We start from the raw sequence: 25,877 nt of genomic DNA, 5'->3' as shown, positions 1-25,877 counted from the left end.
CCAAGAAGGCCAGAACCGGATCGCATGATCCGTCGTTTCGTCCGCGGCTTTTTACTTCCGCAGCGTATTCCACGGTGCATCGCTGGAGACATCGACCACCTCGTACCCTGTCGGTCTGACGGAGGGTCCGAGGATTGCGGCGATCTTCGCGGGCTGGTCGCCGGTATTGAACGAGGCGTGCACGACATCTGCCGGGATGAAGGCGGAATCGCCGGGACCGAGGATGCGCTTCTCACGATCGATCCACTGCTCGACCTGCCCGGCAAGGACAAGCACCACCTCTTCTTGGTCGGGATGCTTGTGGAAACTGTGTCCTTTGCCCGGATCGAAATTGACCTCGATCACCGTGAGTTGCTTGGCGCCCGTACTGGGCGGATCGCTGAGCCGCCGGGACGATCCAAAGTCATCGACCTTGAGCTGGGCTTCATTCGCGATAACGAATCTACCAGGCATCGGATTGCTCCCCACATTTGTTCTCTGATTTGGCAGCTCTTGAGTTTGACCGAATGCCGCATCAAACGGCAGAGCGGCGCTCAATGCTCCACGCGCGCTAAGCGCAAGGACGTCGTGCGTAAAACTCCAGTGCCGACCGCACGAATTCGCACACGGCCAGGGGACCGCCGGGAACCGCCGAGCCGATGACCCGCAATCCGAACGCCTTGACGACCTGCGGATTGTCCGCACTGATTTCGCCGACCAATTGGCTGGGGCGGAAAATCCCTTGCGCCAGCACAACGTCGGCCGGTCGCGACAACCGGGCCGTGACCAGCCCGTACACATTGGACTGGTTCATGTCGAAATCGATCTCGCCCAGCAGCTTCGGATACCCCTCTCTCTCCCGCCCGGCGAGCATTCCTCGTTCGTTGGAAATGAAGATGTGCGGACAAATCCGACATTTTCGCCGCGGAAACGCGCGTGGATGATGTGGATGTATTCCCGGAACGGACCGACGCTGCTGAACCCGTAGGACAGGAACATCACCGACACTTTGGTGTCTTGTTCGATTTCCAGGTCGGGAGGCAGCAACGCCGCCGCCGCCTCCGCATTCGTCCGATAGCTGAACGTCACCTGGTTCACGCCCCTGAACGACGCGTTTGTGAAACTCAGAGGGTCTGCATGTACTGGCATCGTTTGTGCCAGGATCCCGAGTCAGTTTGCCACGCATTGTCACGTGGCTCCTTCCGCCAAGTTTCCGATCCCCAGGTCGAGCCTGCATCGAGAAGCGAGCCCCGGGGGCGTCATTCAGAGAGCCGAGGCTGCCTGCGAGGAGATCACTCGGTGGCGCCCGCAACTCGCCATCAGCAGCCAGTCATGGCGCATCTCGTCAGGGAAAACGCTGCGGCCTTGCGAGCTTCTGAGCCTCGGGCATGTACCACTTGATGACGTCCCGGGCCGGGTCGGCGAGCGCCGACTTCCAATCGCGGAACAGCTCGGTGACTAGCGCGAGAGACGTATTCGGGACCGCACCGGCTGCCGTCAGGCGTTCGATCGCGGTGCGGTGGGCGAGCTGTGACATGCCGCCAACCGCGTCGACGACGAACATGGCTTCGTAGCCATCGTCCATTGCGTCGATGACCGGGAATGCCAGACAGATCTCGGTGTAGAGCGCGCCGAAGATCAGCCTCTTCTGCCCGTCTTTTCGACAGCGGCCCGGAATGCGGCATCTTCCCAGGCATCCATCGAGCTTCGGTCGATGACTTCGACGTCGGACAGTTCGTCCCTGATCGAAGCTCGGGTCGGACCGTTCACGCCCATCTCAACGCCGACCGTGCTCAGCACCACAGGGATATTGAAAGCTTTGGCGGCCCTGATCAGAAACCGGACGTTCAGATCGATCTCGTCCGGTGTCGTCTCGGACTTCACCTTCTCGAACATCTCTTTCTGATAGTCGATCAGGATGAGCGCGACCTGTTCCGCAGTCCAGACACCGTGGGCTTCACTCATAACGATTTCCTTTGTCTGGGCGTGAGTAGGACACGCGACCGGGTTTGCTGATGCCCGGTCGTCCCAAATCATCGGCTGGTTTGCTTCAATGCACGGGCTGGGTCCGGCGGGCATCCAGGCTTAACGAGCCCGCGCCGAAGGCAGCGACCTGAAGCAGACCACCGGCAATAGCGATGTTCTTGAGGAAATGGATCAGTTGGTTCTGGTCCGCGAGATCATGGTGAAACGCCAACGCGGCCGCCACGCTAAAGCCCGCCAGGACCAGGGCGATGATCCGTGTCTGATATCCAATCACGAGCAACACCCCGCCTCCGACCTCGACGATGATCGCGATCAGGTAGCCGAGAAGCGGTGCCGGAAGACCCGCCGAGGCGATATAGCCTTGTGTCATCGCGGGGGCCGCGATCTTGCCGAGGCCGCTCAGAAGAAACAGAACGGCGATCAGCACACGGCCGGCAGCCGCAAGTGTCGTGGTTTGATTTTGCATTCGTGATACCTGCGCTGTCTGAAAAGGGTGGTCAGAGGCCCATCGGCCTCCACCAATCCACACACATCGTTCCCGAAGGCGATGTGGTAGTGTTACATCAAGGCAAGCTGTGTCGCGAAAAGTGGAACGCTCATGTTGGACCTTGAGGACCTGCAAACATTTGTCGAAGTGGCCGATGCTGGCGGCGTCTCGCCGGCCGCCCGCCGGCTCGGGGTCTCCAAATCCATCGTCAGCCGGCGACTGTTCCGGCTGGAAGCGGAACTTGGTGTGCAGCTTCTCGCACGGACCACCCGGGGCGCCGCGCTGACCGAAGCCGGCGTCACGTTCCGCGACCACGCGGCCCGGGTCTGCGCCGAAATAGATGTCGCGCGGGAGACCATCCTGCCCGCTGGCGAGCTGCGCGGGCGCCTGCGGATCGCAGCGCCGCTCTCCTTCGGAACAACACATCTGGCGCCGGTGTTTGCAGAACTTGCGAAGCGCCACCCGCTGCTGAGCGTGCATGCGTCTTACAGTGATCGCTTCGTCGATCTTGTCGGAGAGGGTTTCGACTGCGCCATACGTGTCGGCTACCTTCCCGACTCCGACCTGATCGCGCGTCGCATAGGGCCGATCTATGGAAGGCTCGTCGCGAGTCCGGATTACATCAAGGAGCATGGAGCTCCAGAGACGCTTGACGACCTTCCGATGCACCAAGCCGTGTTGCAGGGTACGGAAGCTTGGCAACTTATCGACGCAGACAAGACTGTTACCGCTCACCCGCAGGGACGGTTCAAGGCGGACAACGGCGTCGCGCTCGTCGCCGCGGCAGTGGCGGGCCTAGGGATCGCCGCGCTGCCGGATTTCCTGACCGAGGACCATTTGGCTTCCGGCGCCTTGGTCCCGGTGATGACACGCTATCGGTTTCCTGAGGCCGGCATATATGTCGTCCGACCGCCGGGACAGCACCCGGCGCGGAAAATCCGGGTGCTCACCGAACTGATGATCCAACATTTCGGCTCGGCGCCGGGATAGGGTAAAGGCGAACCAAGGCGCACCCGTGAGCATCGAGATTGATCGCGGCCTCCACCGGCGCGCCGATTACAAGTCAGCTCCCGACAGTATCGCCGGCACTGCAACAGGCGTCTCCAGAGTGTTCAGGACGAAAAGCAGTTGCCGATCTTCCGCTTCATCTAAAGTTCTTGGATGGCAAGAGCTGTCAGGAATCGGGCGACATAGGGGCCAAACGCTACATTTCGCATCGCTCATGCGAGTCCAATGTCACGGCGATGCGGTGATGCCGCCGTAGACGTAGACGTAGAGCGTACGGCCGTTGATAAAACCTTCAGGCATCGGAGGCGAGGAAGACGCCGCCACCGCGCCCTTGCTGCGCGGGTCCTGACGACGCTTCGCTCAGGTCCGTACCCTAAGGGCTTGCTCCAGCCGATCGGCAATCTGTGTGACGATATAGGCAATAACCATATAGATCACGACGGCAATTACGAAGGCTTCGAGGTAGTAGAAGTTCAGCGCGGCGGTCAGCTGGGACTGGGCGAATATATCGACGACCTCGATGGCAAATCCGAGTGAAAGCGCCTTCATGATGACCATCATCGAGGTTGTCAGGTCGGGAATTGCGTGAGAGCCACCTGAGGAAACAGAATCCGTCGGAACATTTGGCCGACGATGGCAGATGCGGCTCCAATTGGTGGAACCTCCTAGTGAGAAATGGAGGTGCCGGATACTGGCCGCTCAAATTTCTATTGTAGCTAGCTTAACTTTAAGTATAGTTGATCATCTAAATTTCTCTGTAACGCCGGCAATTCTCGGATGGGGTTTATGCCTTCCATTCGAGGAAACGCGCGGGCCTTGTTTGCCGATCACGGCAACTCCGTGAGTGCCATCGATGAACTGATATTCCCAGTGCCAAAAAGCTTCTGTTTCTAGCGACGAATTTACTGTCAGGACGATAACATGCGGGTCGTTAGTGCCATTTGGATTTTGCTTCGTCGACTGCCACGGCCCTTGCTGTCCGTCACGCTGCTGGGCTGGGCTTTTATGGTCTGGTCAAAGATGGTTCCCACAACACCTGATCTTTGTTTAAGGGGAACATTCGCGCAGGCGCTTACGGCTAGGGCTGAAGCGGCGGTTGCAGGGGTGACCTGACGCTGGTCGCGTTATCGTGGTGCGCTATGCTGATGGGGATGATGGCCCCGCTGCTGGCGGCGCCGTTGGCCCATGTTTGGCAGCAGACCATTGGGCCTCCGCGGTAGCACGCAAGTTTGCTGTTCATGTTTCCCTACCTCTTGGTCTGGCTGGCAGTCGGCGTCGTCCTGATCCCGATTGTGGACCTGATCCAGGTGTCATTCTTGCCAGCGCTCTTCGGCGGGGCCATCGCTCTGATTCAAAGGCCGCAAGCGCCACATCATTACCGACACCGAGGGACACTTGGTCGGGCTGACGGTGCACACGGCTAACATCCAGGACAGGGATGGGGCAGTCGGCGTCAGCGCCTCCATTCGACGGCTTTATCCCTGGTTACGCCATCTGTTCGCCGACGGCGCCTATGCCGGAGAAAAACTGTCGCAGGCTCTGGCCAATCTCGGCACATGGACCATCGAAATTATCAAGCGCTCCGGCGCGGCCAAGGGCTTTGAGGTGGCTCTTCTCCGCTCGACGATGTGGAAAGGATAGGACTGGCATTCGCGTCGTGTAACTTAGACGTCCGCGCCTTAATGCGGCAAGACCGGTCGCATCTATGTTTGAGGGCATCGCGTTGAAACACCAAGAGCGCTAAGGGAGAACAAGCGGTGATTTTGGTGGGCGATCGCTATGATCGCTGCCCGGGTCGCCCGCAGTCAACTGTGCCGGCCATGGGAACGAGTTAGGAGCGCCAAATCCGGCTATTTAGTTGCGCGCGAGGAACATGAAAGCCGCGATCAGCCTTCGGTAGTTCCGGCCTGTCTGGAGCACCTATCAAATTGCTCTAGTCGACTGGAATCGCGCCAAATCACCAGTACATACATCGGCTACTTGAGCTTCGCCTCAAGCTTTTCGTCCCCAAAAGAATTACCTCCCAGGTGTGGCTCGATATCCGAAGCTTTATGATCCTATCCCACATCCGAGATATCCCCTCCGATCGATAATAGTGTTGCAGACGCGCCACTGCAATTGCTTACCGCGATCACTTCCGAGGATTGCTGATCCCGAGGACGTACATCAATAGGGCGTGGCGAGGATCGACTCGCCTCAGCCAATCGGACCGAGCGTACATCCGATCAGTGATCCTGAAGCGATCGCGCGCAGGAACTGCTGGAGAGAGCCATCCAATTCGTCGCTAATCCGGCGATGCGGCAGCGCGTTGAGCGGGATTTTCAGATAACGCAGGCCATTTTCCTCGACCTGAGGCAGCTCTCCTCCGCGAATATTGACCTGGAGGGCATGCAACATGAGCCTTGGCATCGGCAATGCCCTGTCTCGCGCCTCTCGAAGCCTGATGAACGCACTCCGAGATTGACCGGCGACGTGCTGGTTTTTCTCTTTCTGCTCCGCCACCGAACTCTCCCACAGAGCCTGGCGCCCTCCCGGCCTGTAGTCGTGACCGGTAAAGAGACGGGTCTCGCCGGGTAAGCTCAAAATGTCCTGGATGGACTGCCACAGATCAGCTGCGCTGCCGCCTGGAAAATCTGCACGGGCGGAGCCGCTATCGGGCATGAAAAGTGTGTCGTGAATGAACGCTGCATCGCCGATGACATAGCTTATCGACGCCAAGGTGTGTCCTGGCGAGTGCGTGACGCGCGCTTCCAGCTCGCCGATGTTGAAGGTCTCGCCGTCGCAAAACAGCCGATCCCATTGTGAGCCGTCACACGGGAGATCCGAGAAGTTATAGATCCGTTGCCAGATCCGCTGCACTTGCTTCACGCGCCCGCCGATCGCTGTCGGCACGCCGGTTTTTGCCTTGAGATAACCCGCGGCCGAAAAGTGATCGGCATGCGGATGGGTGTCCAGGATCCACTCGAGCTTCAAATTGTGGCTGTTGATGTAGTCGAGGATCGTGTCGCATTTGTCGTTGCCGTCGAGCCAGACTTTTCGTCGAAATCGAGCACTGGGTCGACGATGGCGCATCTTCGCGAACTCGGGCATGCAACGACATATTGGATGCTGCCCGTCCGTGCATCGTAGAAGCCGACGACTTCAGGCTGCTGCATGGGCGATGCCCTCGACTGCGGCTCGCGGGAAAAAGATCGCCCGGCCAGGGTCGAGGTCGTAGTCACGCTCGAAGTCCGTTGCGTCGGACGCAATCTGCGCCACGGCATCGAGTATGAACTGCACCTTCTCGTCCGGCAGCAGAACGCTGAAATTCAACCGGGTGAATCCCGGCTTTTTCATTTCGTCGCCGGAGAGAATGGCTTGCCTGATTTCCTCGGACTGCTCGTCGTCGATCGACAGCAGTCTGTGAACATACGGGCCGGCACAGGCGCAGCCACCGCGAGCCTGGATCCCGAATCGGTCGCTAAGCATGCGCGTGATCAACTGCTGGTGGACGTAGCCGCCCTTTCCGTTTTTGACCCTAAAGGAATAGATCGGAAGCCGGTCAGGACCCGACAGGCCGAGGAGCTCCAGCCGCGGCACGTCTTTCCATGCGCGAAAAGCACGACGCGCAAGCTCGCGATTGCGCGCTACCGTCGCATCAAGTCCGATCGCATCTTTGACGATGAAGGCCAGCGCGGCTCGTATGTCGCCGATCACGTTCGGCGTGCCGGCTTCCTCGCGTGATTCCAGGCTATCGCTGTAATCGTGTGTTTTGGGTGAGACGAACTTCACCGTCCCGCCACCTGGCCACGACGGCTTTGTCTCTGAAAGTCCATCGCGTCGAACGATCAAGATGCCGGAGGCACCGGGGCCCCCGAGGAACTTGTGAGGCGAAACGACTATCGCGTCGATCTCGGCATCAGGGGCGGGCGACATGGAAATCGGCAGATAAGGACCTGCGCCGGCATAGTCCCAGATCATCTTTGCGCCGGCGGCGTTCGCCATCGCGGTGACGGCCGCGACATCGCTCGTGATGCCCGTTACGTTCGAGGCCGCGGACATGGTGCATATCGTCAGAGTTGGCGACCGGTCCGCAAGCGCGTCCTTGAGGTGAGACAGGTCAGGCCCGCCGGACGGATCCTCGGCGATTCCACGATTTCTGCTCCGCTCTCGCGCCAGGGCAGAATGTTGGAGTGATGCTCATAGGGACCGATAATGATCCGAGCGCGCTTGCCCGCTGCCACGGCTTCGGCGACGCCGAATAGCTTGACGAGGCGGTTGATCCCCGACGTAGCGCCGGAGCCGGTGAAGATCACAGCATGCCGTTCGGTGGCCCCGCAGAATTGACCGACCAGGGCGCGCGCTTCCCGACGCATGCGGGTCATGAAGCCTCCGCAATAGGAGGCTTCCGTGTGGCTGTTGGCGTAGTACGGCAGGACCTCCTCAAGCACAAAGCGCTCGATCTGACGGAGTGCGCGGCCTGACGCGACATAGTCGGCGTACACCAGGTCCTTTTGCCCGTAGGGACCCACGATTTTCGCCGTCGATCCCACAAGCCCATCCCGGAGGTCGGCGGTGACGTCAGCCTTTTTCTTCAGCCCCTGGCGGAACTTTGACAGAGGGGTCTCGGTCTGCCCTGTCGTCGGGCGAGCTGCTTGCACGGTCATTCTCCCCGGCTCGGATGTTGACTCGGATTGTAGCCTGCTCCACGGTCGAAAAAATTCACCTATTTTCTGCAATTTCTTGCAAAGAGCGTGTCAGATGATCGAAGATCGGGCGAAAATCGATGTATTTGATATGAAGATTTTGACGGCCATGCAGATCGATGCAAGCCTTTCGCAGCGAGATTTGGCGGAGAGGGTCGGCCTGTCCCAGAACGCGTGCTGGCGGCGGATCCAGCGCCTGCAGTCGCTAGGTCTTATCCGGGGGTCGCACAGCAATATCGATCTGCGAGCGCTGGGTCTCGACCTGACGGTTTTCGTAATGGTCCGCACTCGCCACCATTCCAAGGAGTGGAGTGAGGCGTTCCGTGCCCATGTTGAACGGTTGCCGGAGGTGATCGATTTCTATCGGATCGGAGGGGACTGGGACTATCTGATCAAGGTCGTGACGCAAGGCATGTCCGGCTACGATGCGTTCTACCAGAAACTGATCACGAACTTCGACCTGGCTACGGTGACAGGCTTCTTCTCGATGGAAGCGATCATCAACAATCGTCCAGTGGATCTGACCAATCTGCGATAATCCGGCGCGCAATTGGGACGCGCCGCTGGCCGTCGAGCAAGCCTTCGGCCGCAGGCCCCGCCAAGGTGTCTATTACAAGCCCACAGATCTGGCTGCGAGCTGGCCCCGCACGTCGGCTGTTTGCAGGCTCTCAACAGAGCCTTGAGTTCCTCCGCCTTGATGCGCGGGTTCCGACGACGCTTCGCTCAGGTCCGTACCCTAAGGGCTTGCTCCAGCCGATCGGCAATCTGGGTGACGATATAGGCAATCACCATGTAGATCACGACGGCAATCACGAAGGCTTCGAGATAGTAGTAGTTCAGCGCGGCGGTCAGCTGGGACTGGGCGAATATATCGACAACCTCGATGGCAAATCCGAGAGAAAGCGCCTTCATGATGACCATCATCGAGGTTGTCAGGTCGGGAATTGCCGTGAGAGCCACCTGGGGAAACAGAATCCGTCGGAACAATTGGCCGTTCGTATAGCCCAGCGAATAGGCCGCGTCTGACTGACCGGTGTCAAAGGCGTTCAGGGCTCCCTTGATAATCTCCGATTGGAACGCAGCGATACAGCCTGTCACCGCAATAATAAGGATAACCGAGTTGGGTGTTTCGTGGGCGTTGAAGTTGACCCCGAGCAACGAGAGCAGGAACTGGAATGCCGGGGGCAGACCGAAATAGGCGAGGAAAATCACGATGACCATCGGAACGCCCTTGAAGACGATCTTGTAAGCCATGATGAGCTCTCGCAGCACCGGGACTCGTCTATATTCGACGAGTGCGAAAATGCTGCCGACTAGCGTCGACAAGACGAAAATCGTCAGCGCCATTCCAAGCGTTACAGGTACGGCGCCCAGAATTTCCTGGGTGTCCTGGAGCAAAATTTCGGTATCGAACATGGTTTAATACCCTTTAGGTCAGACGCTGGCGATGGCCGCGTTCTTGATCTGAGCTGTTGTCGTGGCCTCAGGCGCCTGCATCGGCGAGCGAAGCTCGAACAAGTGCACGATGAACCAGGCAATCAGGCACATCAGCGCATAGATGACGGCCAGGACGAGGTATGTTTCGAACTGGTACTGGTTATAGTCGCGCTCCATGATCAAGTGCGCGGTCGCCATCACGTCGGCCGCCCCGATGTACATGACCAGCGCAACGTTATGGATCAGGTAGATGATGGAATTTCCATAGCCAGGCAATGCGAAGTGCACCGCTTGCGGGCCCACGATGCGGGTGATCTTCTGGCGAAAGGTATATCCTAGACTGTCGGCCGCATCATGCTGGCCGCGATCGACGGCCAGGTATGCGGGCCGAAGGACTTCCGACAGATAGCCGCCGTGGTAAAAGCTCAGTCCGACCATCGCAGCGATCGTCGGCGAGAAGAAATCTGCGGAGCCGAACAGGGCCACCAATAGGGGGAGCCCGTAGAACGCGACGAACAACTGGAGGACGACGGGAACGCTGCGGGCATAGGACACGTAGAGGTCGGTGAGGTGGCTGACCACTGGTATCCTGCGAATCCGCAATGTTGTCGCAACGAGCGCCAAGCAAAAGCCGACCAACATGGCGGTAAACGTGATAGCGAGCGTCAGCGGCAATGCCGAGAGCAACTCGGGAATCATAGCAGAAACATCCACTTTGAAACACTCCTTCTTGCAATTCAGCCTTGCCGCTGACGATATCTACTCAGATCGCATCATTTCATATACTTGACGATGCCTTCGCCAAACCACTTCTGCGAGAGCTTTTCGATCGTAGCGTCGTCTTTCAACTCCTTCAGAACTTTGTTCACGTCATTGACCAGAACCTTGTTTTCATCTGACTTGTGAATAAGCATATAAGTATTGTGGTGAAGACTGGTTCGGACGCCACGATGTCGAGCTTCTTTTCATCGATGACGGTCTGCTCACCAAGATTTGAAGGCAGGACCAGCGCGTCGAACTTGCCGTTCTGAACTTCGTCCAAACGGTTTGGATACGGGATTCCGGCGCTCGACGCCGTCACGTCAAGCTTGTATTGCGGATTTTCTTTTTGCCAGTTCATGATGAACTTATAGGTTCCGCCGCCAGCCGTGGTCGGAACGATCCTCTTGCCGACCAGATCTTTCATTTCTTTGATGCCGCTGCCCTTTTTGCTATAGATCTTCATCAGGCTGGCGCCCATGGGGTTTTCCGGAATGAAGAACTGCTTGGCGCGCTCGGGTGACTTGTAGTAACCACCGACCGCGATGTCGTACTTCCCGGTGGCAAGGCCGGTTTCCTGCGCGATGTCCGAGACACCTTCCATTTCGAATTTGTACTGCGGCAGCTTTGCGTTGATCGCTTTGAGGAGTTCGGGTTCATATCCTTGTGGTTCGACGCCGATCGCCCCCCACGCCAGCGGCTTGGATTCTGCCGACGTTGCGATCTTGATCGTGCGAACGGTCTGACCATTGCTGATCCCCGCGGTTGCAAGAGCAATTGCGATGCCGCCGGCAACAGCCAGGGCAGCGCGACGGGAAAAACTGGATGTGATTGCAGACATTTCTTAGGTTCCCTTCTTGTTGAGCTATTGAAAAGCGAGTTCTGACTGCAGGAATTGAGCAAGTCGTGGGCTGGATGGTGCATCGAAGATCTCAGCTGGACTGCCATCGGCGGCAACCACGCCACGATCCATGAAGACGATCCGGTTCGAGATGTTCTTTGCGAATTGCATCTCGTGGGTCACAAGCAGCGAAGTGATCCCTGACGACGTGACATCCTTGATCACCTTCAGAACTTCACCGACGAGTTCAGGATCCAGCGATGACGTAGGCTCATCGAAGAGCATCACGTTGGGACGAACCGCCAGCGCACGCGCGATGCCGGTGCGCTGGAGCTGGCCGCCCGACAGCTGGGACGGATAGCTGTCCCGCTTCGCTGAGAGACCGACCCGGTCAAGCTCTCGCAGCGCGATTTCACGCGCCTCGTCCGTTGACTTGCGCTGCACGACGACCAGCGGATCCATCACGTTCTGGAGGACGGTCATGTTCTTGAAGACATTGAACTGCTGAAAGACCATCGCTGTGCGAAGCCGGATCGCCTGGACAGCGGTCTTGTCGGCGCGCTGGTAGTCCATCCGAATCTGGTCGAACGCGATGGTTCCTGACGACGGCTTGGCCAGGTAGTTGATGCATTTCAGCAGCGTGGTCTTGCCGGTGCCGCTGGGGCCGATGATCGACACCACGTCACCCCGCTTTACCGAGAGATTGACGCCGTTCAGGACCTGCGTGCTTCCGTAAGACAGCTTTACATCTTTGAGTTCAAGCATTTCTGGTTGGTCCTTCAGAGTGGGGGACGGACTGCTTTGACCGTATGCGGCGTCATCATCCGCTCTCCGCGTGGCCGAGAACGTGCATCAGCCTGTTTGCCCAGCCGAAGATCGCTATGGCGTGGACAAGGTCGATGATCTCGGCATCATTCATGCCGACGGCACGCAGCGAGGCGATGTCGTCTACCGTTGCTTCCGACGGCGCCGCCGACAGACGGCGGGCAAAGCTGTAGATTGCCGCATCGCGCGGCCCGAGCGCCTCGGGTTTGTCGAGATAAAGCGCGGTGACCACATCATCGCTCTTGGTCAGCTCTGCATGGCGGCGGGCGTGAACAACGGCGCAGAATTTGCAGCCATTGACGATCGAGGCACCCAATGCGCCAAGTTCGCGGTCGGGACGGGCAAGCCCGCCTTCGACATACATGATCGCGTTGAACAAAACGGTACGCGCAAGATAGCTCTCTGGGTCATGCGCAAGGGTTCGCACATATTCCGAAACTTTCTTGGCGGAGGGCGTAACCTTCATCGCATCGAGCTGTTCCGGCGTGGCCCCGGACAACTCGACCGGCGCGATGTATGGCTGCCAGTTCAGCGGCTTCAGGCGCACCGAGGAAATCATGCCGACCTCATCAATCGCAAGCCGGTCGCTACCCGCGTCTGGAAGTTGACGAAGGCAATCAGTTCGGAGAGCGCGACGATCTGAGGATTGTTCAATCCAGCCTGGGCGAGCAGGGCGATGTCGCTCGCCTCCGCCTTTTTCGGCATCAACGTGACCAGGTCGGCGTGCCGGGCGATAGTCGCCAATGGTTCTTCCAGAGCCGTTTCGCCCTGGGCCACGGCCCGGAGATGCGACATTCCTCGGCCCCTTGCACGAATTCCGGCCGAAACCGACGCGCTCTGAAAAGCTCATCGTCCGGCGAAAGACCGGCGGCCTTGTCCATCGCGTCGATCACCACGCGGCCTCCTTCTGCAGCAAGGGTGTTGAATCGACCCATTCGTCGCCCAGAAGTTCGGGCGTGTCGTAAGCGATCAGATTGGCGAAGTGGGTTTCGACATCTTCGGCAAACAGCGATGCGGCAATGCCGCGGACGAGACGGTCGGCCCCGGCGCTGACGGCCGGGATGTCGCCGGAGACCTTGCCATGGGTCAGCATCGCGGCGTCGTTGAAGCAATGGATATGCGCCAGCATCGGGCAGGAGCCGGGGACGCGTTCGCGAAACTCGAAGGCCGGACCGAGATCCGGCGCGTCCGACATGCCTGCACGAGCCGGCCCCATATCCGGCCTATATCGGCCATCCGACCAGGTGCGGATATGTGGGGCGATCGCCGCAAATTCCGGGCGGCCGCTGAAGTCATTTGAAAAGCCGGTTGCCGCGATCAGGAAGTCGTAGCGTATCGGCCCCTGCGTGGTTTCCACCAGCAGGGTCCCTGCCTCTTCCCTCACCGCAACTATGACGCAGTCGAGAAGGAACCGAGCATTCGAGTGGCGAGACACGCGGAGTGTCGAGGAACGCGGCGGCGGTGTCTGGGTCGAGGCGGTATAATCGAAGAATTTCCACTTCCAGGCATCGGGCAAGTGATGCATGCCGAGTACAACACCCGGGCTGCCAATGCCGGTCAGCTTGTTGATGCGCGGCATTTCCTTGCGCCGGATCAACATGTCAACAGAGCCGGCTCCCGCCTCGAGTGCCGTTGCGGCATTGTCCATGGACGAGGCACCAGCGCCAATAACCGCGACACGCTTGCCTTTCAGCGCGTCGAAATCGATGTCGTCGGCAGAATGGGCCCAATAGGCGCGATCGACGCCGCTGAGGAAATCGGGCACGGCAAAACCGCCCAACCCGGACCGACCGGTGGCCAGAACGAGGCGACGGGTGAGAACCCGGCCGGTTTCCGCGCCTTCGATATCGATCGCAATCAGATCTCCAAGGGGTGCCAGTCCGGTCATGCGCACGCTGTTGCGCACCGGCAGGCCAAGAACCTTGCGGTACCAGACAAGGTAGTCCATCCACTGGCCCTTGGGGATTTTGTCCAGCGACCGCCAAGCCTCAACGCCCCATTGCGCCGTGAACCAGGCGCGGAACGTCAATTGCGGCAGGCCGAGCGATGGACCGTGCAGTGTTTTCGGCGACCGGAGCGTTTGCATGCGGGCAAAGGTGACCCATGGTCCTTCGAGCCCGGCCGGAGCCGCATCATAGGCCACGACATTGGTTATCCCGGTCAGCACCAGCTTTGCCGTGGCAGCAAGTCCGCACATGCCGGCGCCGATCACCACGACGTCACGGACCGGCACGCCATCGTGCGAACGCGCGGGAACCCATGGCTTGGCGGGCAGTTCGAGAAAGTCGAGATCCTGCGCGAGCTGTGCTTCGAGCGCAGCAAGACCTGTCGGCGTTGGCGCGGCGGGGGTATGCTTCATATTCCTGTTCCGTGATTTGTGCCGGATGCAGGATCGTTCACCAATTGGCCAGCGAGGGTCGGATCCAGTTTTTTGAAGCCGACGATCGACCGTTCAGCCACCGCCTCGACCGCATCCATCAACGCCTGCGCGACTGGACGAAGGGGGCGTTTTTCGGCAGCCATAACGCCCCAATAAAAAAGAACGGTTGCGTCGATCGGGCGGATGACGACATCGGGCAGGGCGACGCCATAAGCGGTGAGGGGATCGATGACGGCCGCCGCACCAGTCTGACGCACGATCTGTAACGCGCCATATGCAGTATTCGTCCGGATCACTGGCCCTGTGTCGATGCCCCTGGCCGCCAAGGCCTTTGAGACATGCAACTGGAAACGTAGGGGGTTGAGCAGTGTGGCGACGCGGCGACCGGCAAAAGCGGAAAGCGGTATGACGTCAAGTTCAGCCAGCGGATCGTCCTCCCGCACGGCAGCAACATCAGGCGCTGAATAAAGCCGCAGGACATCCAGACCAGGCGTATCGAGCGGCAGGCTTGAAAACCCGATCTCGGCACGTCCGCTCCGCACCTCCTGGGCGACGATCGAGGGGAGAAACTGCCCGAGATGCGTCTCGTGCGGAAGTTCGACACCTTTGAGCTCGGCCATGGCCGTCGGGATCAAGCCAGTACCGATCGCGGAAGTGGTAACAATCTGCAGGATCCGCCGTCTGCCGGCGGCAATCATCTTGGCCCGCGCGGCAAGCTCGGTGAAGGACATCAGCAAACGCCGCGCTTCCTCCTCGAAGGCGGCACCTTCTTCAGACAACTGCACCCGCCGACCGACACGGTGCAGCAATTCGAAGCCGAGCTCTGCCTCGAGATCCTGAATGGTGCGTGTCACTGCAGGCTGGGAACACCCGAGCATCTCGGCAGCCTTGGTGATGCTGCCACTGGCGGCAACGGCAAGAAAGGCCTGGAGATCTCGTGTTTCCATTTACGCCTACATGCGTATTATGTATGAATAAGATCGTCTCATTCATTTTTGATATATGTCAAGCGGGAAACGAATATTCGCTGCGGCATGTTGCAATCGCGGGCTCAGGCCGGAATCCCATCGCCAGAAGCCGACGATGGCAGATGCGGCTCCGATTTGTGGAACCTCCTAGTGAGAAATGGAGGCTGCAATGCAACAGGAGGGAATTTATGCGCGTAAGCATTCTTGGCGCCGGAGCGATTGCTTACGGCCTTGCCGCCTATCTGGCCGAAGCGGGACATGACCCTATGCTTTGGTCGCCTTCCGGAGAACGCACCAAGGCGCTGGCCGCCGGTGGATTGCTGAAGGCTACCGGAGCTATCAAGGCAACGACTAAGGTGCGCATCGCCAAGGATTGCGAAGACGCCATTGCCGATGCCGACGTCGTCATAATCGCGTTGCCGGCTTACGGCCACAAGATGGTGATGGACGCTGCCACTCCTTATCTAAGCGACGGAACGCCGGTTATCATCAGCTCGCACAGTTCCTTTGGGGCACTGTATCTCTCCAAGCAGCTTGCGGACCGGAAGGTTAGCCTGCCGATCGTCGTCTGGGGTACCACGCTCGTGACTGGGCAACAGCGCGGGCCAGCCGAAATCGATGTTGCAACCGTTCGCCAGAAACTGGATGTCGCGACGCTGCCTTTCAGTGCTCAGGACCAAGGGTTCGAGCTTTGCACGAGCTTGTTCGGCGATCGTTTCGTCAAGCGCGACGGCATGCTTGCTATCGCGCTCAGCAACCTCAATCCGCAGAACCATCTTGGGATCGCTCTTCTTAATCTCACACGCATGGAGAAGGGAGAACAGTGGAGCCAGGCCGGAAACGTCACCCCGGCTGTCGGCCGCTTTATCGAGGCTCTGGACGCGGAACGATTGGCGATCGCCGCCCGTTTTGGAATTGCCGTGCGCACAGTTGAAGAGCATTTTTCATTGTCGTTTCACGTCCCCATGGCCACCGTTTCGGAAATGAACCAGGAGATGGATCGCCAAGGCCGCGGCGGCTTCGGCCCGTCAACCATCGAAAGCCGCTATATCCTCGAGGACGTTCCGTTCGGGCTGCTGCCGACCGTTTTGTTGGGGAAGATCAGCGGAAATTCAGCGATTCTCCATGAATCTGGAATTGCCATATTCTCGGCGGCTTACGGTCGCGATCTTAAGGGAGATAATGATATTCTTCCCGCGCTGGGCTTCGAGGGAATGGCAAAAGCGGACCTCGAAAACCTTTGCCGTAAGGGATTTTAACAAGTTTCCACAGTGGACTGGGACATAGGCCAAGTGCCCGAAAAACCACCGGGGCTGGTTGCCGGCGAGCACGACATGCAGGTTCCTCGGCGAGCGCCGGGAGATGTCTCCAGGAACTCAGCACGAGATCAAATGGTCCCGCCCGGCGGTGTGAGTGGGTCTGTAGCAGGGTCCGTCATCGAAACCCAGTGCGGCATGGTTCCATCAGTTGCCAGATGCCTGAACATTGCATCAACTGCGCAGGCGCTTCGCGCCTCCATCAAGATACCGGCCATGCAGGCGCCGACAGTCCGGAACAACGAGTGTCGTAGCCCGTTCAGGATAAGTGGTTCGTCCACAATCAGCTACGCGAGATAGACATGTTCCGATTTCTAACGTGGGCAGGGACCATCTTGGGTCTGACGATGTCACCGGCGCAGGCCGCCAGTGATGCGGATCAGGCTGTCGAACAATTTCACCGTACCTGTCTGGCCGAGGGTCCCAATTTCGAGCGCATGATAGAGACCGCGCACGAACGCAGGTGGACACTTATTGCCGAAGCAGGCTTCGCCGAACTCGCGCCAATCGCTAATCCAACCTCATTGGAGGCATGGCTGGTGGCCGAAGCGGAGGAAGGATTGCCAGCAGGAACCATCATCGGCACCACCAAGGCAACGATGAGCGGCAAACCGGTGCAGACGTGTACGCTGGCATTTCCCGATATCGATCAAGAGGCATTTCGGAAGAGTTTCTTCACCCGTACGGATGCCGAGAAGATTGCCGAAGATCGCGATACGGAGGAGTTCTCGCGTCTCTACATCCTCGTTGCCGGCGGACGTAAGCAATTTGTCCGGCTGGTGGTCCTGCCTTCAACGCCACCAGGAAACCCGCGCGTCGTTGCCAGTTCGATCATGGCCGACTGACATGTCATTCCTCCCGCCCCCGTGCTCCTCTGGAGGGCGAACACTGCGAAATGTCGCGAGCAGCAGAAGGTCGTAGATAATTTTCAGCCCACCGGCGATGATCAGGGGCCAGCCAAAGCTGGAGACGGCAAGGAGAGCCCCTGCGAGGACCGGACTGGCGGCCGCCGCGAGGCTGCGGGGGACGGCGGTGATGCTCGCCGCGGCAGCCCGCTCTTCGGGCGTCACCACGGCCATGACGTACGATGTGCGGGTCGGCACGTCCATCTGCGACAGCGCGCTTCTAATCAGCAGAAGAGCGATAGCCGGAGCGACGCTCGGCATGAACGGGATGAGCACCAGACAGAGGCTCGACGGAAGGTGCGTAAACACCATCGTGTTTATGAGTCCGATCTGCTGGGAAATTCGCACAGCGACCAAATAGGACGCAGCCGAAAGGACACCCGTCCAGAAGAAGATTGCGCCGGTCGCGGCCAGCGACAGGCCGAACCGTTGAAAGAGCCAGAGGGCCAACAACGATTGGACGATGAAGCCGCCTGCGAAAGCGTCGAGGCTGAAGAGCGCTGCGAGTGACAGAACGATGGAGCGAGACCTGCGCAATGGCTGTGCCGACACTTTGCCTGCATCAGGCGCGTCACTCGGCAGCCGCCGATAGAGGAGCACCGCCGCCAACCCAAGTGAGGCATAAAATAGAAAAGCTGCCTGGAGGGCCTGCTTCATTTCCAGGCCGATGGCGTCGCGGAGAAAGTCGGGCGCTCCTGCGGCCAGCGCTCCGACGGCGCCGGCGAGAGAGCCGATGAGGCTGTAGCGCGCAAAGAGCGCCGTGCGGTCGCGGTCGGTGACGCTCTGCGCAAGCTGCGCATGTTCGAGCGGTAGAAACACGCTGACGTCCCCTGAAGATGGGTTCAGCGTGCCGACGAACGCGATGAGAAGCAGCGGCCAGAAGTCGTGAACGACAGCGAAGACCACCCCCGTTGCTATCATCAGGACAGCCGCTGCGGTCAGCAGCGCTCGACGGGAGAAGCGGTGCGCGACGATCCCAACAGCCAGGGTGAGGACGGCTGAGCCCGCGAGCGTCGCCGTCGACAGGGTTCCGATCTCGAAGGCGTCGAAGCCGAGCGTGGCCAGATAGGCGGGAAGCAGGATGCTGACCAGACCGTCACCGAACGCCCGCAGTCCCCTTGATATCAGCAGGTTCGCAGCAGTCGGCTCAGCACCGGCAGGAAGGAGCCTGAAGCGCCGCTTCGAAATAGCTTTGCGCAAACCGTGCGCGAGCCACTGTAACGTCAACAATGCCTCCTCACCACTGGTAAGCGGCGCTGGCTGCACGGGTTAGATCGCTCCCGTTGCCATCCCGTAGAGCAGCCCGAGGATCGAACAGCCGACGAGCACCGGGAGCATGCCGATCTTGAAGCGAAACACCGCTAGCAGCGCACCCAATGTCAGGACGAGGGACGGGACGTTGACGGAGCTGAATGCGGGCACATCGACCGTCATGCCGAACCCTTTGACCTCGCGCAGTGCTCCAAACAGAACGTGAAGCGCGAACCACACCGCCAGGTTCAGGATCACGCCCACCACGGCTGCCGTTATGGTCGCCAGCGCGGCGGACAAGGCCTTGTTGCTGCGCAACGTTTCCACGAACGGCGCACCGACAAATATCCAGAGGAAGCAAGGTGTGAAGGTGACCCAGGTGGTGAGCAGGCCGCCCAACGTTCCAGCGAGCAGCGGATTAAGCGATCCCGGCGCTCGATACGCGCCCATGAACCCGACGAACTGCGTCACCATGATCAAGGGGCCAGGCGTCGTCTCCGCCATGCCGAGGCCGTCCAGCATCTCGCCTGGCTTCAGCCAGCCATATGTATCGACAGCCTGCTGCGCCACGTAAGCGAGGACGGCGTAGGCGCCTCCGAAGGTCACGACCGCCATCTTCGAGAAAAAGACCGCGATATCGGCGAAGACATTGCCGGACCCGAACAGCACGAAAAGGCCGAGGACAGGTGCCAGCCATAGCACCAGAAACACACCTCCGATCTTCAACGACCAGCTGACCGGCGGGCGAGCATGGGCAGGAATGCCTTCGCCGAGCGCCGATTCCGCGTCGGCGACCTGCTTGCCGCCGACCTTGCCATGGCCGTTGCCCGCCATGAACGCTGCCAGCCCGGCCCGCCCGCCGACGTACCCGATCACTCCGGCCGTCAGGACAATGAGCGGGAACGGGAGATGGAACAGGAAGAGCCCGATAAAGGCGGCGGCGGCGAGGCCTGTCATGACCTTGTTCTTGAGCGCTCGCTTGCCGACCCGGATAACCGCCTCGAGCACGATGGCGAGGACAGCGGCCTTCAGGCCGAAGAAAAGCGCCTGCACCGCGCCGACATTGCCTAAAATCGCATAGATCCAGCTCAGCGCCATGATGGCGATGACGCCCGGCAGTACGAACAGCGTGCCGGCCACGAGCCCGCCTCGGGTTTTATGCAGGAGCCACCCGATGTAGACGGCGAGCTGCTGGGCCTCCGGTCCTGGCAGCAGCATGCAGTAGTTCAGCGCATGCAGGAACCGCGTCTCGCCGATCCAGCGCTTCTCCTCAACGAGGATGCGATGCATTACCGCGATCTGGCCGGCCGGGCCACCAAAACTCAACGCAGCGACTCGCGCCCAGACCCGCACTGCTTCGCGGAAGGGGATGCAATGCGAAGGTTCATCCCCCAGCGCATTCGGATGGACGGCATGGACGCTGGTCATTGGTTCCCCTCACCCGCGCTTCTGGCGGAAATACTGGTAGAGATTGTCGAAGACCGGGCCGCCCTGCGCGATCCGCTGCTCGTCGCCCTTATTCGTCATGGCGATGCCCGCGATTAGGCTGGCAATGCCCGTCGTCTCGTCGCGCCCGAACTTGCCGTCCTTGAGGTCGATATCATGGACGATCTCGGCGATGGCCTGCAGCGCCGGGTCGTCAAGCCCGGCCCGGGTGAGCAGCACCTCGAAGCTGCAGCGGTCGCCCTCATGGGTGACCTCACCGTCAAACATATCAAAGCGCAGCTCTCTCGGCTTCGCCGCATAGCTCTTGCCCGGGACGAAGCGGATGACGGCGTCTGGATCAATGAAGCGGCGGATCAGCCAGCTGCAGGCAATCCGGTCGATATGCACGTCACGGCGTGTCACCCAGATCCGGCCCTTGAGGTCCGTGATCGGCTCAGCCGCCTTCGACTCCTCGGTCATGGGCTGGTCCTCCACGACATGCGTTTCGAGCTCGGCGAGCAACCCCTCAACCGCGAGGCGACCGGTAGCGCCGAAAAAATCGATCGTGTCCACTTCGGCGACCCGCTTGCGCATTCGGTTGAGCTGCGGCCGCGTCTCCACACGTTTCTCCGGCGCAGCGTTCGCGCCGATCTCGGCGGCGAGACCACGCGCTTCTTTGGCGATCTCCGCATAGTCGGCATCACGCGCCGCATCGAACAGCGCCTGGACCTGGGCATCCGACAGCCCGTCGACGAGACGCGCCTCGCACACCATCGCCTCGCCACCACCCGCGACGATCTCCTTCAGGAGCCACTCGAAATCCTCCTGCGTCTCGGCATTGGCCGGCAGTGCATAGACGGTGCTTTTCACCGCGACCGCGCCGATGCCTTGCAGCCGCCGCCAGATCTTCACCCGGAAATAGGCCGGCTTGCTCGGCAGCCGATGGATAAGGAGCAGCCAGCGCTGTTCCGTCGTTTCCCCCTCACTCATAAGTGAACCGTATCACGTGCACAAATAAATGCAACACTTGTATCATTTCACATTCGGGCGTAGCGTTGACCTCCTTATGGCAGTGGGCCGCCTGGGCTTGTTGCCAAATCAAGGGAGACAAGGCCGTGAAATGGGTTACCCGCGAACGTCCGGTCATCGACCGCATTGCCTGCCCCTGGCTGATCGCCCGCTTCATCGACAAGGAGTCCGAATTCCTGTTCGTGCCACCCGATCAGGTGATCCGGGTTGCACAGGAGACGGGCGCTACGCCGTATGACGTGCCCGGCGTCGAATTCACGCATGTCGGCGACGGCTGCAGTGTCGACACCTTCGTCTCGAAATACGGCCTCGAGCGCACCCGGCGATCGTGACCATTGCCGCGATCGTGCGCGGTGCCGACACCGACCGGCATGACCTGACGCCGCAATCGGCCGGGTTGCTGGCGATCTCCATGGGTCTGCGGGACCTGACGCCCGACGACCATGAGGTGCTGAACCACGGCTTCGTCATCTATGACGCGCTCTACGCGTGGGCTTCGGGCCGCAAAGCGGAAACGCACAGCTGGCCTCCCGCCACGAAGCCAGCAGCCGCATGACGAATTGGGCAATGGGGGCAGATCACAAGGAGAAACCCCATGCATGCAAAACTCGTGACCGGAGCAATGCTGATCGCGATGTCGGCGCTGCTCCAACCGGCATCGGCGGCACCCGATTGGCAAACAATCGCAAAGGCGCTCGGCAAATCCGGAGCAGAGACGCCTGATGGCGTCTATCGAGTGGGCTTGCCACGAACGGACCTGAAGGTGTCGCTCGACGGCGTGGCCCTGAAACCCGGCTTTGCGCTCGGAGGCTGGGTCGCGTTCGAACCCATGGGAAATCAGACTATGGTCATGGGCGACATCGTTCTGACGCAGGACGAGGTGAACCCGGTCATGAAGAAGTTGGAAGAAGGCGGGATCGAGATCACCGCGGTGCACAACCACCTGCTGCGCGCGGAGCCGATGACGCTCTACATGCACGTGTTCGGCCAGGGCGACCCGGTTACGCTCGCCACAGCGCTTCATGCCGGATTGGCGCTGAGCAAAACACCGATGGGAGGCGGCGCCCAGCCGCAAGCCGCTCCGCAGATCGACTTCGACGCAGCCGGTGTCGACCAAACCATCGGTTATAAGGGCAAAGCCAATGGCGCGATCTACCAGTTCACGATCCCGCGCGCTAAGCCGGTCGAGGAAAATGGAATGGAAGTGCCGGCGGCCATGGGCTCGGCAATAGCGATCAACTTCCAATCGACAGGTGGCGGCAAGGCGGCGATCACGGGAGATTTTGTGCTGACCGCAAAGGAGGTCAATCTGGTTATCAAAGCCATGCAGGACAACGGCATCGAGATCACCGCACTGCATAGCCACATGCTCGATGAGCAGCCGCGGCTCTTCTTCATGCATTTCTGGGCGAACGACGATGTGCAGAAGCTGGCGAAAGGCCTGCGCGCAGCCCTCGACAAGGTCGCCGTCAAGAAGAGCTAGATTGGTGGCCCGTCCAACGGCGGAGTTCGGCCGGCTCGGAGCGATCGCCGGCCTTCTTCCCGCCGCCTCGGGAATTGTTCTCTGGCAGGGCGTCTTTCTGCCACCAGCATTCCGCCGGAGATCGCCTTTCCACCGCACACGAGACTCAAAAGGCGGGCCGGGTTTTTGCGAACCGATGCGTTCGGAACGATCGGAGGCCCGCTTCGTTCTGATCCGATGGACTGGATTAGACTAGGCCTCCTGGCGTTGGCGGGGTTCCTCACCTGGACGCTGAACACCCTCTCGGCCGGAGGCGGAGGTCTATTGCTGATCCCCGCCGTGACTTTCATCACAGGGAGCGCGGCGGTTGCGCCGGTCATCACCTTGACCGAGCTCATCGGCAATCCCATCCGCGCCCTGGCCTTCCGGCGCGACATCGATTGGAGCCTCGTCCGTTGGTACCTGCCCGGCGCCATCGCCGGTGCCGCTGCGGGCTCCTGGCTCTTCGCCAACAGTCGGGCGGAATGGCTCCAGATACTCATAGGGATCTATCTGATCAGTGCAGTCTGGGAATTTCGCGGCGGGGCGCGCGAGCGGAGCTACCGAGCCCGCCGCTGGTGGTTCCTCCCGGCCGGCCTGATCGTCGCGCTGTTGTCGGCGCTGATGGGCACGGTGGGACCCGTCTTGAATTCGCTCTATCTGAACTACGGTTCGGAGAAGGAGACGTTGGTCGCCACGAAATCGGTGAACTCGTTTGTGACCGATGTCGTCAAGATCGCGGTATTCACCGGACTTGGCGCGCTCGGGGGTCAGGCGGCCATGTACGGCGCAGCCGCGGGTTTGGGCGCTGCGCTTGCCAATCTGCTGGCCAAGCGCTGGCTCGAGCGCCTGAGTGGACGACAGTTCCGCGGCCTTGTGGTCGCGCTCATGGCTGTCAGTGGAGCGCTGATGGTCTGGAACCAGCACAGCTTTGTTGTGCAGGCCTGGCGCGCGGCCACAGGAATGTCTTAACAATGTCGACGTTGGCTGAAGCCCTTCGCGCGCTGTGCCTTAGCTTGGTTGGCCGGTCCCGCGACGCGCAGCAGCTGGCGAAAGGACTGCGCGCGGCCCCTTGACAAGGTCGCCGTCAAGAAAGGCTAGGCTTCCCGACCGCCTGTATCAGACGTGGCTCTTGGGCTGGCTCCTTCGAACCAGTCGGGCCTAACCCGCTCAGGTTGGAGAAGCTTCGCGAGGTCAGATGACGCTCAGCGTCACGGCGGCAAGAACAAGATAACGGCCAACCTTGGCGGCAGTGACCAGCAAAAAAAGCTCGCGCAGGACACCGGCAATGACGGTCAGCCTCGCGAAACGCGTTGGGGGCAGAAACGCCATCTTTTCAGATAACCGGGCGGCGGCCGCTATCGGCCAGATGACAGGCTGCAACGCCGCCATGCGGCACCGATCGCAGCATCGGTTCCTCGACCCGGCAGACATCGATCGCCACCGGAATCTGGCCCCATTCCGGTGTCGGCGGTGCGACGCCAAGTCCGAGAAAGCTGAGCGTCGCGATGGCCAGCACAAGGGCGCCGGCGTCGGCGCTTGCGTAGACGACGACGAGAGCGAGCACATGCGGCAGGATATGGCGGACAAATATCCACAGATGACCGGCGCCCATGACTCTCGCCGCCTCGATATAGGGCTGTTGCAGCTCGGCGGTGACGACGGCGCGGCTCATGCGGGCATAGTTCGCCCACCACGCCAGGGTGAGCGCCGTGATCATCGACCAATAGCCCGTGCCCAGAATGCCGATCAGCGCCAGCGCGATCACCAGGCTCGGAAGTGCCAGCGCAATGTCGATGATGCTGATCAGGACAAGCTCGACGCGACCGCCGACATAGCCGGCGAAGGAGCCGATCGTCACCCCGATTGCCAAGGCAGCGACAAGCACGATGACCATCGCCACCAGGGAAATGCGGGCGCCACCAACGATGCGGCTGAAGACGTCTCGGCCGAGATAGTCGGTGCCGAGCCAGTGGCTCCAGCTCATGCCCTCCAGTGTCGCCGAATAGTCCTGCGCACTCGGATCGTAAGGCATGATCGCAGGAGCGAAGATGCCGATCAGCACAAAGCCGATTACGGGGAGCAGCACCAGCCACGGCCAGTCCTTGATGTCCCTGATAGCAGAAATGTTCATCGCCTCATGCTCCCCGCGCCCGGCGCATTCGCGGATCCGCGACGATGCAAATCATGTCGACGATGAAATTGACCATGACGAAGAAGACGACAAACAGCAGCAGCACCGACTGCATGCCGATGAAGTCGCGGAAGCGTATCGCCTCGATGAAAAAGGCACCGACGCCGCGCAATGCAAATACCGTCTCGACGACGATCGACCCGATGATCATCAGCGTGAATTGCGCCCCGAATGTCGTCAGGAACGGAATGGCGATGTTGGGCAGCGCCTCGCGCAGCAGCACCTGCGTTCTGGTAAAGCCTTTTGCGAAGCCCGTTGTCGCAAACGGCCGCGACATCGCTTCCTGGAGGTTGACCCTAACGACGCGGCTGAGAACGGAGGCCGGGAACAGCGCGATCGTCACCCACGGCAGAAGCCATGAGGTGAAGCCGCTGGTGCCGAAGGTGGGCACCCAGCCGAGCATCACCGAAAACGCGATGACCAGCAGCGCCGCCACGAAGAAGTTCGGGGTCGACGCGCCGATCAGCGAAAATGCATGCAGGAACCTGTCCATCATGCCGCCGTTGCTGACGGCGCCGGCAATGCCGAGCGTGATCGAGAAAATGAAGGCGAGAACGCCGCCGCCGGCAAGCAGAGCCGCCGTCATCGGGATGCGGGCGGCAAACTCCGACGAGATCGGCTTTCCCGTTCGCAGTGAGATGCCGAAATCCCCGGCCAGCGCGCCGGAAAGCCAGCGTCCGTAGCGGATCGGCAACGGGTCGTAGAGACCGAGCTCGTTGCCGATCTTGGCGATCATTTGCGCGTCAGCACCAGGACCTGCCGCACGCTCGGCAATGAGCGCCGCAACATTGCCCGGAGCCGCCGCAACCAGGGCGAATGTCAGCGCGGATGCCGCCAGGATCAAAAGGCAGGCAAGCAGCATCCGTCGCAGGATCGTGCGTTTCATCGTCAGGCCTCACTC

22 protein-coding genes and 8 pseudogenes are annotated in these 25,877 nt (G+C 60.3%); 9 read left to right on the top strand and 21 right to left on the bottom strand.

Going from position 1 to position 25,877, the window contains the following annotated elements; all coding sequences use genetic code 11:
• Positions 1-51: 51 nt before the first annotated feature.
• The 4 genes and pseudogenes from NKJ40_RS12625 to NKJ40_RS12610 all read right to left on the bottom strand — a co-directional run bounded on the left by NKJ40_RS12625 (position 52) and on the right by NKJ40_RS12610 (position 2,431).
• Positions 52-537, bottom strand: coding sequence for a cupin domain-containing protein (locus NKJ40_RS12625; RefSeq protein ID WP_352466328.1), 486 nt, complete (start codon positions 535-537; stop codon positions 52-54).
• A gap of 13 nt (positions 538-550) precedes the next feature.
• Positions 551-1,128 (bottom strand): annotated as a pseudogene (locus NKJ40_RS12620) (acetoacetate decarboxylase family protein).
• A 196-nt stretch (positions 1,129-1,324) separates the two neighbouring features.
• Positions 1,325-1,875 (bottom strand): annotated as a pseudogene (locus tag NKJ40_RS12615) (isochorismatase family protein).
• A gap of 154 nt (positions 1,876-2,029) precedes the next feature.
• Positions 2,030-2,431: a DoxX family protein gene (locus NKJ40_RS12610; RefSeq protein ID WP_023721570.1), complete on the bottom strand. Its 402-nt coding sequence runs from the start codon at positions 2,429-2,431 to the stop codon at positions 2,030-2,032.
• A gap of 135 nt (positions 2,432-2,566) precedes the next feature.
• Here NKJ40_RS12610 and NKJ40_RS12605 point away from each other — a divergent pair, with 135 nt between their 5' ends.
• Positions 2,567-3,442: a LysR family transcriptional regulator gene (locus NKJ40_RS12605; protein WP_031194727.1), complete on the top strand. Its 876-nt coding sequence runs from the start codon at positions 2,567-2,569 to the stop codon at positions 3,440-3,442.
• 378 nt (positions 3,443-3,820) lie between these two features.
• Here NKJ40_RS12605 and NKJ40_RS12600 read toward each other — a convergent pair.
• A pseudogene (locus NKJ40_RS12600) lies at positions 3,821-4,086 on the bottom strand (ABC transporter permease family protein); the annotation flags it as partial.
• 727 nt (positions 4,087-4,813) lie between these two features.
• Between NKJ40_RS12600 and NKJ40_RS12595 the strand changes: the two are divergent.
• Positions 4,814-5,068 (top strand): annotated as a pseudogene (locus tag NKJ40_RS12595) (IS5/IS1182 family transposase); the annotation flags it as partial.
• Positions 5,069-5,758: 690 nt separating this feature from the next.
• Here the strand turns inward: NKJ40_RS12595 and NKJ40_RS12590 are convergent.
• A pseudogene (locus tag NKJ40_RS12590) lies at positions 5,759-6,615 on the bottom strand (MBL fold metallo-hydrolase); the annotation flags it as partial.
• A pseudogene (locus NKJ40_RS12585) lies at positions 6,602-8,122 on the bottom strand (aminotransferase class V-fold PLP-dependent enzyme). The pseudogenes NKJ40_RS12590 and NKJ40_RS12585, both read right to left, overlap by 14 nt.
• Positions 8,123-8,200: 78 nt before the next feature.
• Here NKJ40_RS12585 and NKJ40_RS12580 point away from each other — a divergent pair.
• Positions 8,201-8,683 (top strand): Lrp/AsnC family transcriptional regulator, encoded by a 483-nt coding sequence (locus NKJ40_RS12580; protein WP_352466327.1) that lies wholly within the window; start codon positions 8,201-8,203, stop codon positions 8,681-8,683.
• Between the two features lie 185 nt (positions 8,684-8,868).
• On the opposite strand, the gene NKJ40_RS12575 is transcribed toward NKJ40_RS12580, so the two are convergent.
• The 8 genes and pseudogenes from NKJ40_RS12575 to NKJ40_RS12540 form a co-directional block, all read right to left on the bottom strand.
• Positions 8,869-9,561 (bottom strand): amino acid ABC transporter permease, encoded by a 693-nt coding sequence (locus tag NKJ40_RS12575; protein WP_352466326.1) that lies wholly within the window; start codon positions 9,559-9,561, stop codon positions 8,869-8,871.
• 18 nt (positions 9,562-9,579) lie between these two features.
• Positions 9,580-10,296, bottom strand: a complete 717-nt coding sequence (locus NKJ40_RS12570) for an amino acid ABC transporter permease (protein WP_031194726.1) — start codon at positions 10,294-10,296, stop codon at positions 9,580-9,582.
• A gap of 59 nt (positions 10,297-10,355) precedes the next feature.
• Positions 10,356-11,182, bottom strand: a pseudogene (locus NKJ40_RS12565) (transporter substrate-binding domain-containing protein).
• Between the two features lie 24 nt (positions 11,183-11,206).
• Entirely contained in the window at positions 11,207-11,947 is a 741-nt protein-coding gene (locus NKJ40_RS12560; protein ID WP_031212966.1) for an amino acid ABC transporter ATP-binding protein, read from the bottom strand.
• A 55-nt stretch (positions 11,948-12,002) separates the two neighbouring features.
• The gene (locus NKJ40_RS12555; RefSeq protein WP_352466325.1) at positions 12,003-12,566 is read right to left on the bottom strand and encodes a peroxidase-related enzyme; all 564 of its coding nucleotides are present in this window, start codon (positions 12,564-12,566) and stop codon (positions 12,003-12,005) included.
• Entirely contained in the window at positions 12,563-12,802 is a 240-nt protein-coding gene (locus NKJ40_RS12550) for a hypothetical protein (protein ID WP_352466324.1), read from the bottom strand. The genes NKJ40_RS12555 and NKJ40_RS12550 overlap by 4 nt, the downstream gene beginning before the upstream one ends.
• A 94-nt stretch (positions 12,803-12,896) precedes the next feature.
• Positions 12,897-14,366: an NAD(P)-binding domain-containing protein gene (locus NKJ40_RS12545; protein ID WP_352466323.1), complete on the bottom strand. Its 1,470-nt coding sequence runs from the start codon at positions 14,364-14,366 to the stop codon at positions 12,897-12,899.
• Positions 14,363-15,334, bottom strand: coding sequence for a LysR family transcriptional regulator (locus NKJ40_RS12540; protein WP_352466322.1), 972 nt, complete (start codon positions 15,332-15,334; stop codon positions 14,363-14,365). Before NKJ40_RS12540 ends, NKJ40_RS12545 begins: the two co-directional genes overlap by 4 nt.
• 209 nt (positions 15,335-15,543) lie before the next feature.
• Between NKJ40_RS12540 and NKJ40_RS12535 the strand changes: the two genes are divergently transcribed.
• Together NKJ40_RS12535 and NKJ40_RS12530 are read left to right on the top strand one after the other, a co-directional pair.
• Positions 15,544-16,614: an NAD/NADP octopine/nopaline dehydrogenase family protein gene (locus NKJ40_RS12535; protein WP_352466321.1), complete on the top strand. Its 1,071-nt coding sequence runs from the start codon at positions 15,544-15,546 to the stop codon at positions 16,612-16,614.
• Positions 16,615-16,973: 359 nt separating this feature from the next.
• A complete protein-coding gene (locus tag NKJ40_RS12530) occupies positions 16,974-17,516 on the top strand; it encodes a hypothetical protein (RefSeq protein WP_352466320.1) in 543 nt (180 codons plus the stop codon).
• On the opposite strand, the gene NKJ40_RS12525 is transcribed toward NKJ40_RS12530, so the two are convergent.
• The 3 genes from NKJ40_RS12525 to NKJ40_RS12515 form a co-directional block, all read right to left on the bottom strand.
• Positions 17,463-18,764, bottom strand: coding sequence for an MFS transporter (locus tag NKJ40_RS12525; protein ID WP_502896190.1), 1,302 nt, complete (start codon positions 18,762-18,764; stop codon positions 17,463-17,465). The two genes, NKJ40_RS12530 and NKJ40_RS12525, sit on opposite strands and share 54 nt — an antisense overlap.
• 81 nt (positions 18,765-18,845) lie before the next feature.
• A complete protein-coding gene (gene chrA, locus NKJ40_RS12520) occupies positions 18,846-20,255 on the bottom strand; it encodes a chromate efflux transporter (RefSeq protein ID WP_352466319.1) in 1,410 nt (469 codons plus the stop codon).
• Positions 20,256-20,264: 9 nt separating this feature from the next.
• Positions 20,265-21,242, bottom strand: coding sequence for a chromate resistance protein ChrB domain-containing protein (locus tag NKJ40_RS12515; protein WP_023722135.1), 978 nt, complete (start codon positions 21,240-21,242; stop codon positions 20,265-20,267).
• A 125-nt stretch (positions 21,243-21,367) separates the two neighbouring features.
• Here NKJ40_RS12515 and NKJ40_RS12510 point away from each other — a divergent pair, with 125 nt between their 5' ends.
• The 4 genes from NKJ40_RS12510 (at position 21,368) to NKJ40_RS12495 (ending at position 23,754) form a co-directional block, all read left to right on the top strand.
• A complete protein-coding gene (locus tag NKJ40_RS12510) occupies positions 21,368-21,613 on the top strand; it encodes a chromate resistance protein ChrB domain-containing protein (RefSeq protein ID WP_023722134.1) in 246 nt (81 codons plus the stop codon).
• The gene (locus NKJ40_RS12505; RefSeq protein ID WP_023722133.1) at positions 21,610-21,837 is read left to right on the top strand and encodes a chromate resistance protein ChrB domain-containing protein; all 228 of its coding nucleotides are present in this window, start codon (positions 21,610-21,612) and stop codon (positions 21,835-21,837) included. Before NKJ40_RS12510 ends, NKJ40_RS12505 begins: the two co-directional genes overlap by 4 nt.
• A gap of 39 nt (positions 21,838-21,876) precedes the next feature.
• Complete coding sequence (locus NKJ40_RS12500) at positions 21,877-22,764, top strand: DUF1259 domain-containing protein (RefSeq protein WP_023722132.1); 888 nt, start codon at positions 21,877-21,879, stop codon at positions 22,762-22,764.
• A 216-nt stretch (positions 22,765-22,980) separates the two neighbouring features.
• A complete protein-coding gene (locus tag NKJ40_RS12495) occupies positions 22,981-23,754 on the top strand; it encodes a sulfite exporter TauE/SafE family protein (protein WP_023722131.1) in 774 nt (257 codons plus the stop codon).
• A gap of 222 nt (positions 23,755-23,976) precedes the next feature.
• On the opposite strand, the pseudogene NKJ40_RS12490 reads toward NKJ40_RS12495, so the two are convergent.
• The 3 genes and pseudogenes from NKJ40_RS12490 to NKJ40_RS12480 form a co-directional block, all read right to left on the bottom strand.
• Positions 23,977-24,081: pseudogene (locus NKJ40_RS12490) on the bottom strand (YqaA family protein); the annotation flags it as partial.
• A 37-nt stretch (positions 24,082-24,118) separates the two neighbouring features.
• Positions 24,119-24,916 (bottom strand): ABC transporter permease, encoded by a 798-nt coding sequence (locus NKJ40_RS12485; protein WP_352466318.1) that lies wholly within the window; start codon positions 24,914-24,916, stop codon positions 24,119-24,121.
• Positions 24,917-24,920: 4 nt separating this feature from the next.
• Positions 24,921-25,862: an ABC transporter permease gene (locus tag NKJ40_RS12480; RefSeq protein ID WP_352466317.1), complete on the bottom strand. Its 942-nt coding sequence runs from the start codon at positions 25,860-25,862 to the stop codon at positions 24,921-24,923.
• Between the last annotated feature and the right edge of the window lie 15 nt (positions 25,863-25,877).

Origin of the sequence: Mesorhizobium sp. M0119, assembly GCF_040322615.1 — a bacterium.
In the GTDB taxonomy this organism is placed as follows: Bacteria; Pseudomonadota; Alphaproteobacteria; order Rhizobiales; family Rhizobiaceae; genus Mesorhizobium.
This window is presented reverse-complemented; position numbering and strand designations above follow the sequence as displayed.

Excerpts from the sequence above, each read along its gene's own strand:
- NKJ40_RS12610 (WP_023721570.1), bottom strand. The coding sequence starts at position 2,431 with ATGCAAAATCAAACCACGACACTTGCGGCTGCCGGCCGTGTGCTGATC.
- NKJ40_RS12580 (WP_352466327.1), top strand. The coding sequence starts at position 8,201 with ATGATCGAAGATCGGGCGAAAATCGATGTATTTGATATGAAGATTTTG.
- NKJ40_RS12575 (WP_352466326.1), bottom strand. The coding sequence starts at position 9,561 with ATGTTCGATACCGAAATTTTGCTCCAGGACACCCAGGAAATTCTGGGC.
- NKJ40_RS12560 (WP_031212966.1), bottom strand. The coding sequence starts at position 11,947 with ATGCTTGAACTCAAAGATGTAAAGCTGTCTTACGGAAGCACGCAGGTC.
- NKJ40_RS12555 (WP_352466325.1), bottom strand. The coding sequence starts at position 12,566 with ATGATTTCCTCGGTGCGCCTGAAGCCGCTGAACTGGCAGCCATACATC.
- NKJ40_RS12550 (WP_352466324.1), bottom strand. The coding sequence starts at position 12,802 with ATGTCGCATCTCCGGGCCGTGGCCCAGGGCGAAACGGCTCTGGAAGAA.
- NKJ40_RS12545 (WP_352466323.1), bottom strand. The coding sequence starts at position 14,366 with ATGAAGCATACCCCCGCCGCGCCAACGCCGACAGGTCTTGCTGCGCTC.
- NKJ40_RS12540 (WP_352466322.1), bottom strand. The coding sequence starts at position 15,334 with ATGGAAACACGAGATCTCCAGGCCTTTCTTGCCGTTGCCGCCAGTGGC.
- NKJ40_RS12535 (WP_352466321.1), top strand. The coding sequence starts at position 15,544 with ATGCGCGTAAGCATTCTTGGCGCCGGAGCGATTGCTTACGGCCTTGCC.
- NKJ40_RS12530 (WP_352466320.1), top strand. The coding sequence starts at position 16,974 with ATGTTCCGATTTCTAACGTGGGCAGGGACCATCTTGGGTCTGACGATG.
- chrA (WP_352466319.1), bottom strand. The coding sequence starts at position 20,255 with ATGACCAGCGTCCATGCCGTCCATCCGAATGCGCTGGGGGATGAACCT.
- NKJ40_RS12515 (WP_023722135.1), bottom strand. The coding sequence starts at position 21,242 with ATGAGTGAGGGGGAAACGACGGAACAGCGCTGGCTGCTCCTTATCCAT.
- NKJ40_RS12500 (WP_023722132.1), top strand. The coding sequence starts at position 21,877 with ATGCATGCAAAACTCGTGACCGGAGCAATGCTGATCGCGATGTCGGCG.
- NKJ40_RS12495 (WP_023722131.1), top strand. The coding sequence starts at position 22,981 with ATGGACTGGATTAGACTAGGCCTCCTGGCGTTGGCGGGGTTCCTCACC.
- NKJ40_RS12485 (WP_352466318.1), bottom strand. The coding sequence starts at position 24,916 with ATGAACATTTCTGCTATCAGGGACATCAAGGACTGGCCGTGGCTGGTG.
- NKJ40_RS12480 (WP_352466317.1), bottom strand. The coding sequence starts at position 25,862 with ATGAAACGCACGATCCTGCGACGGATGCTGCTTGCCTGCCTTTTGATC.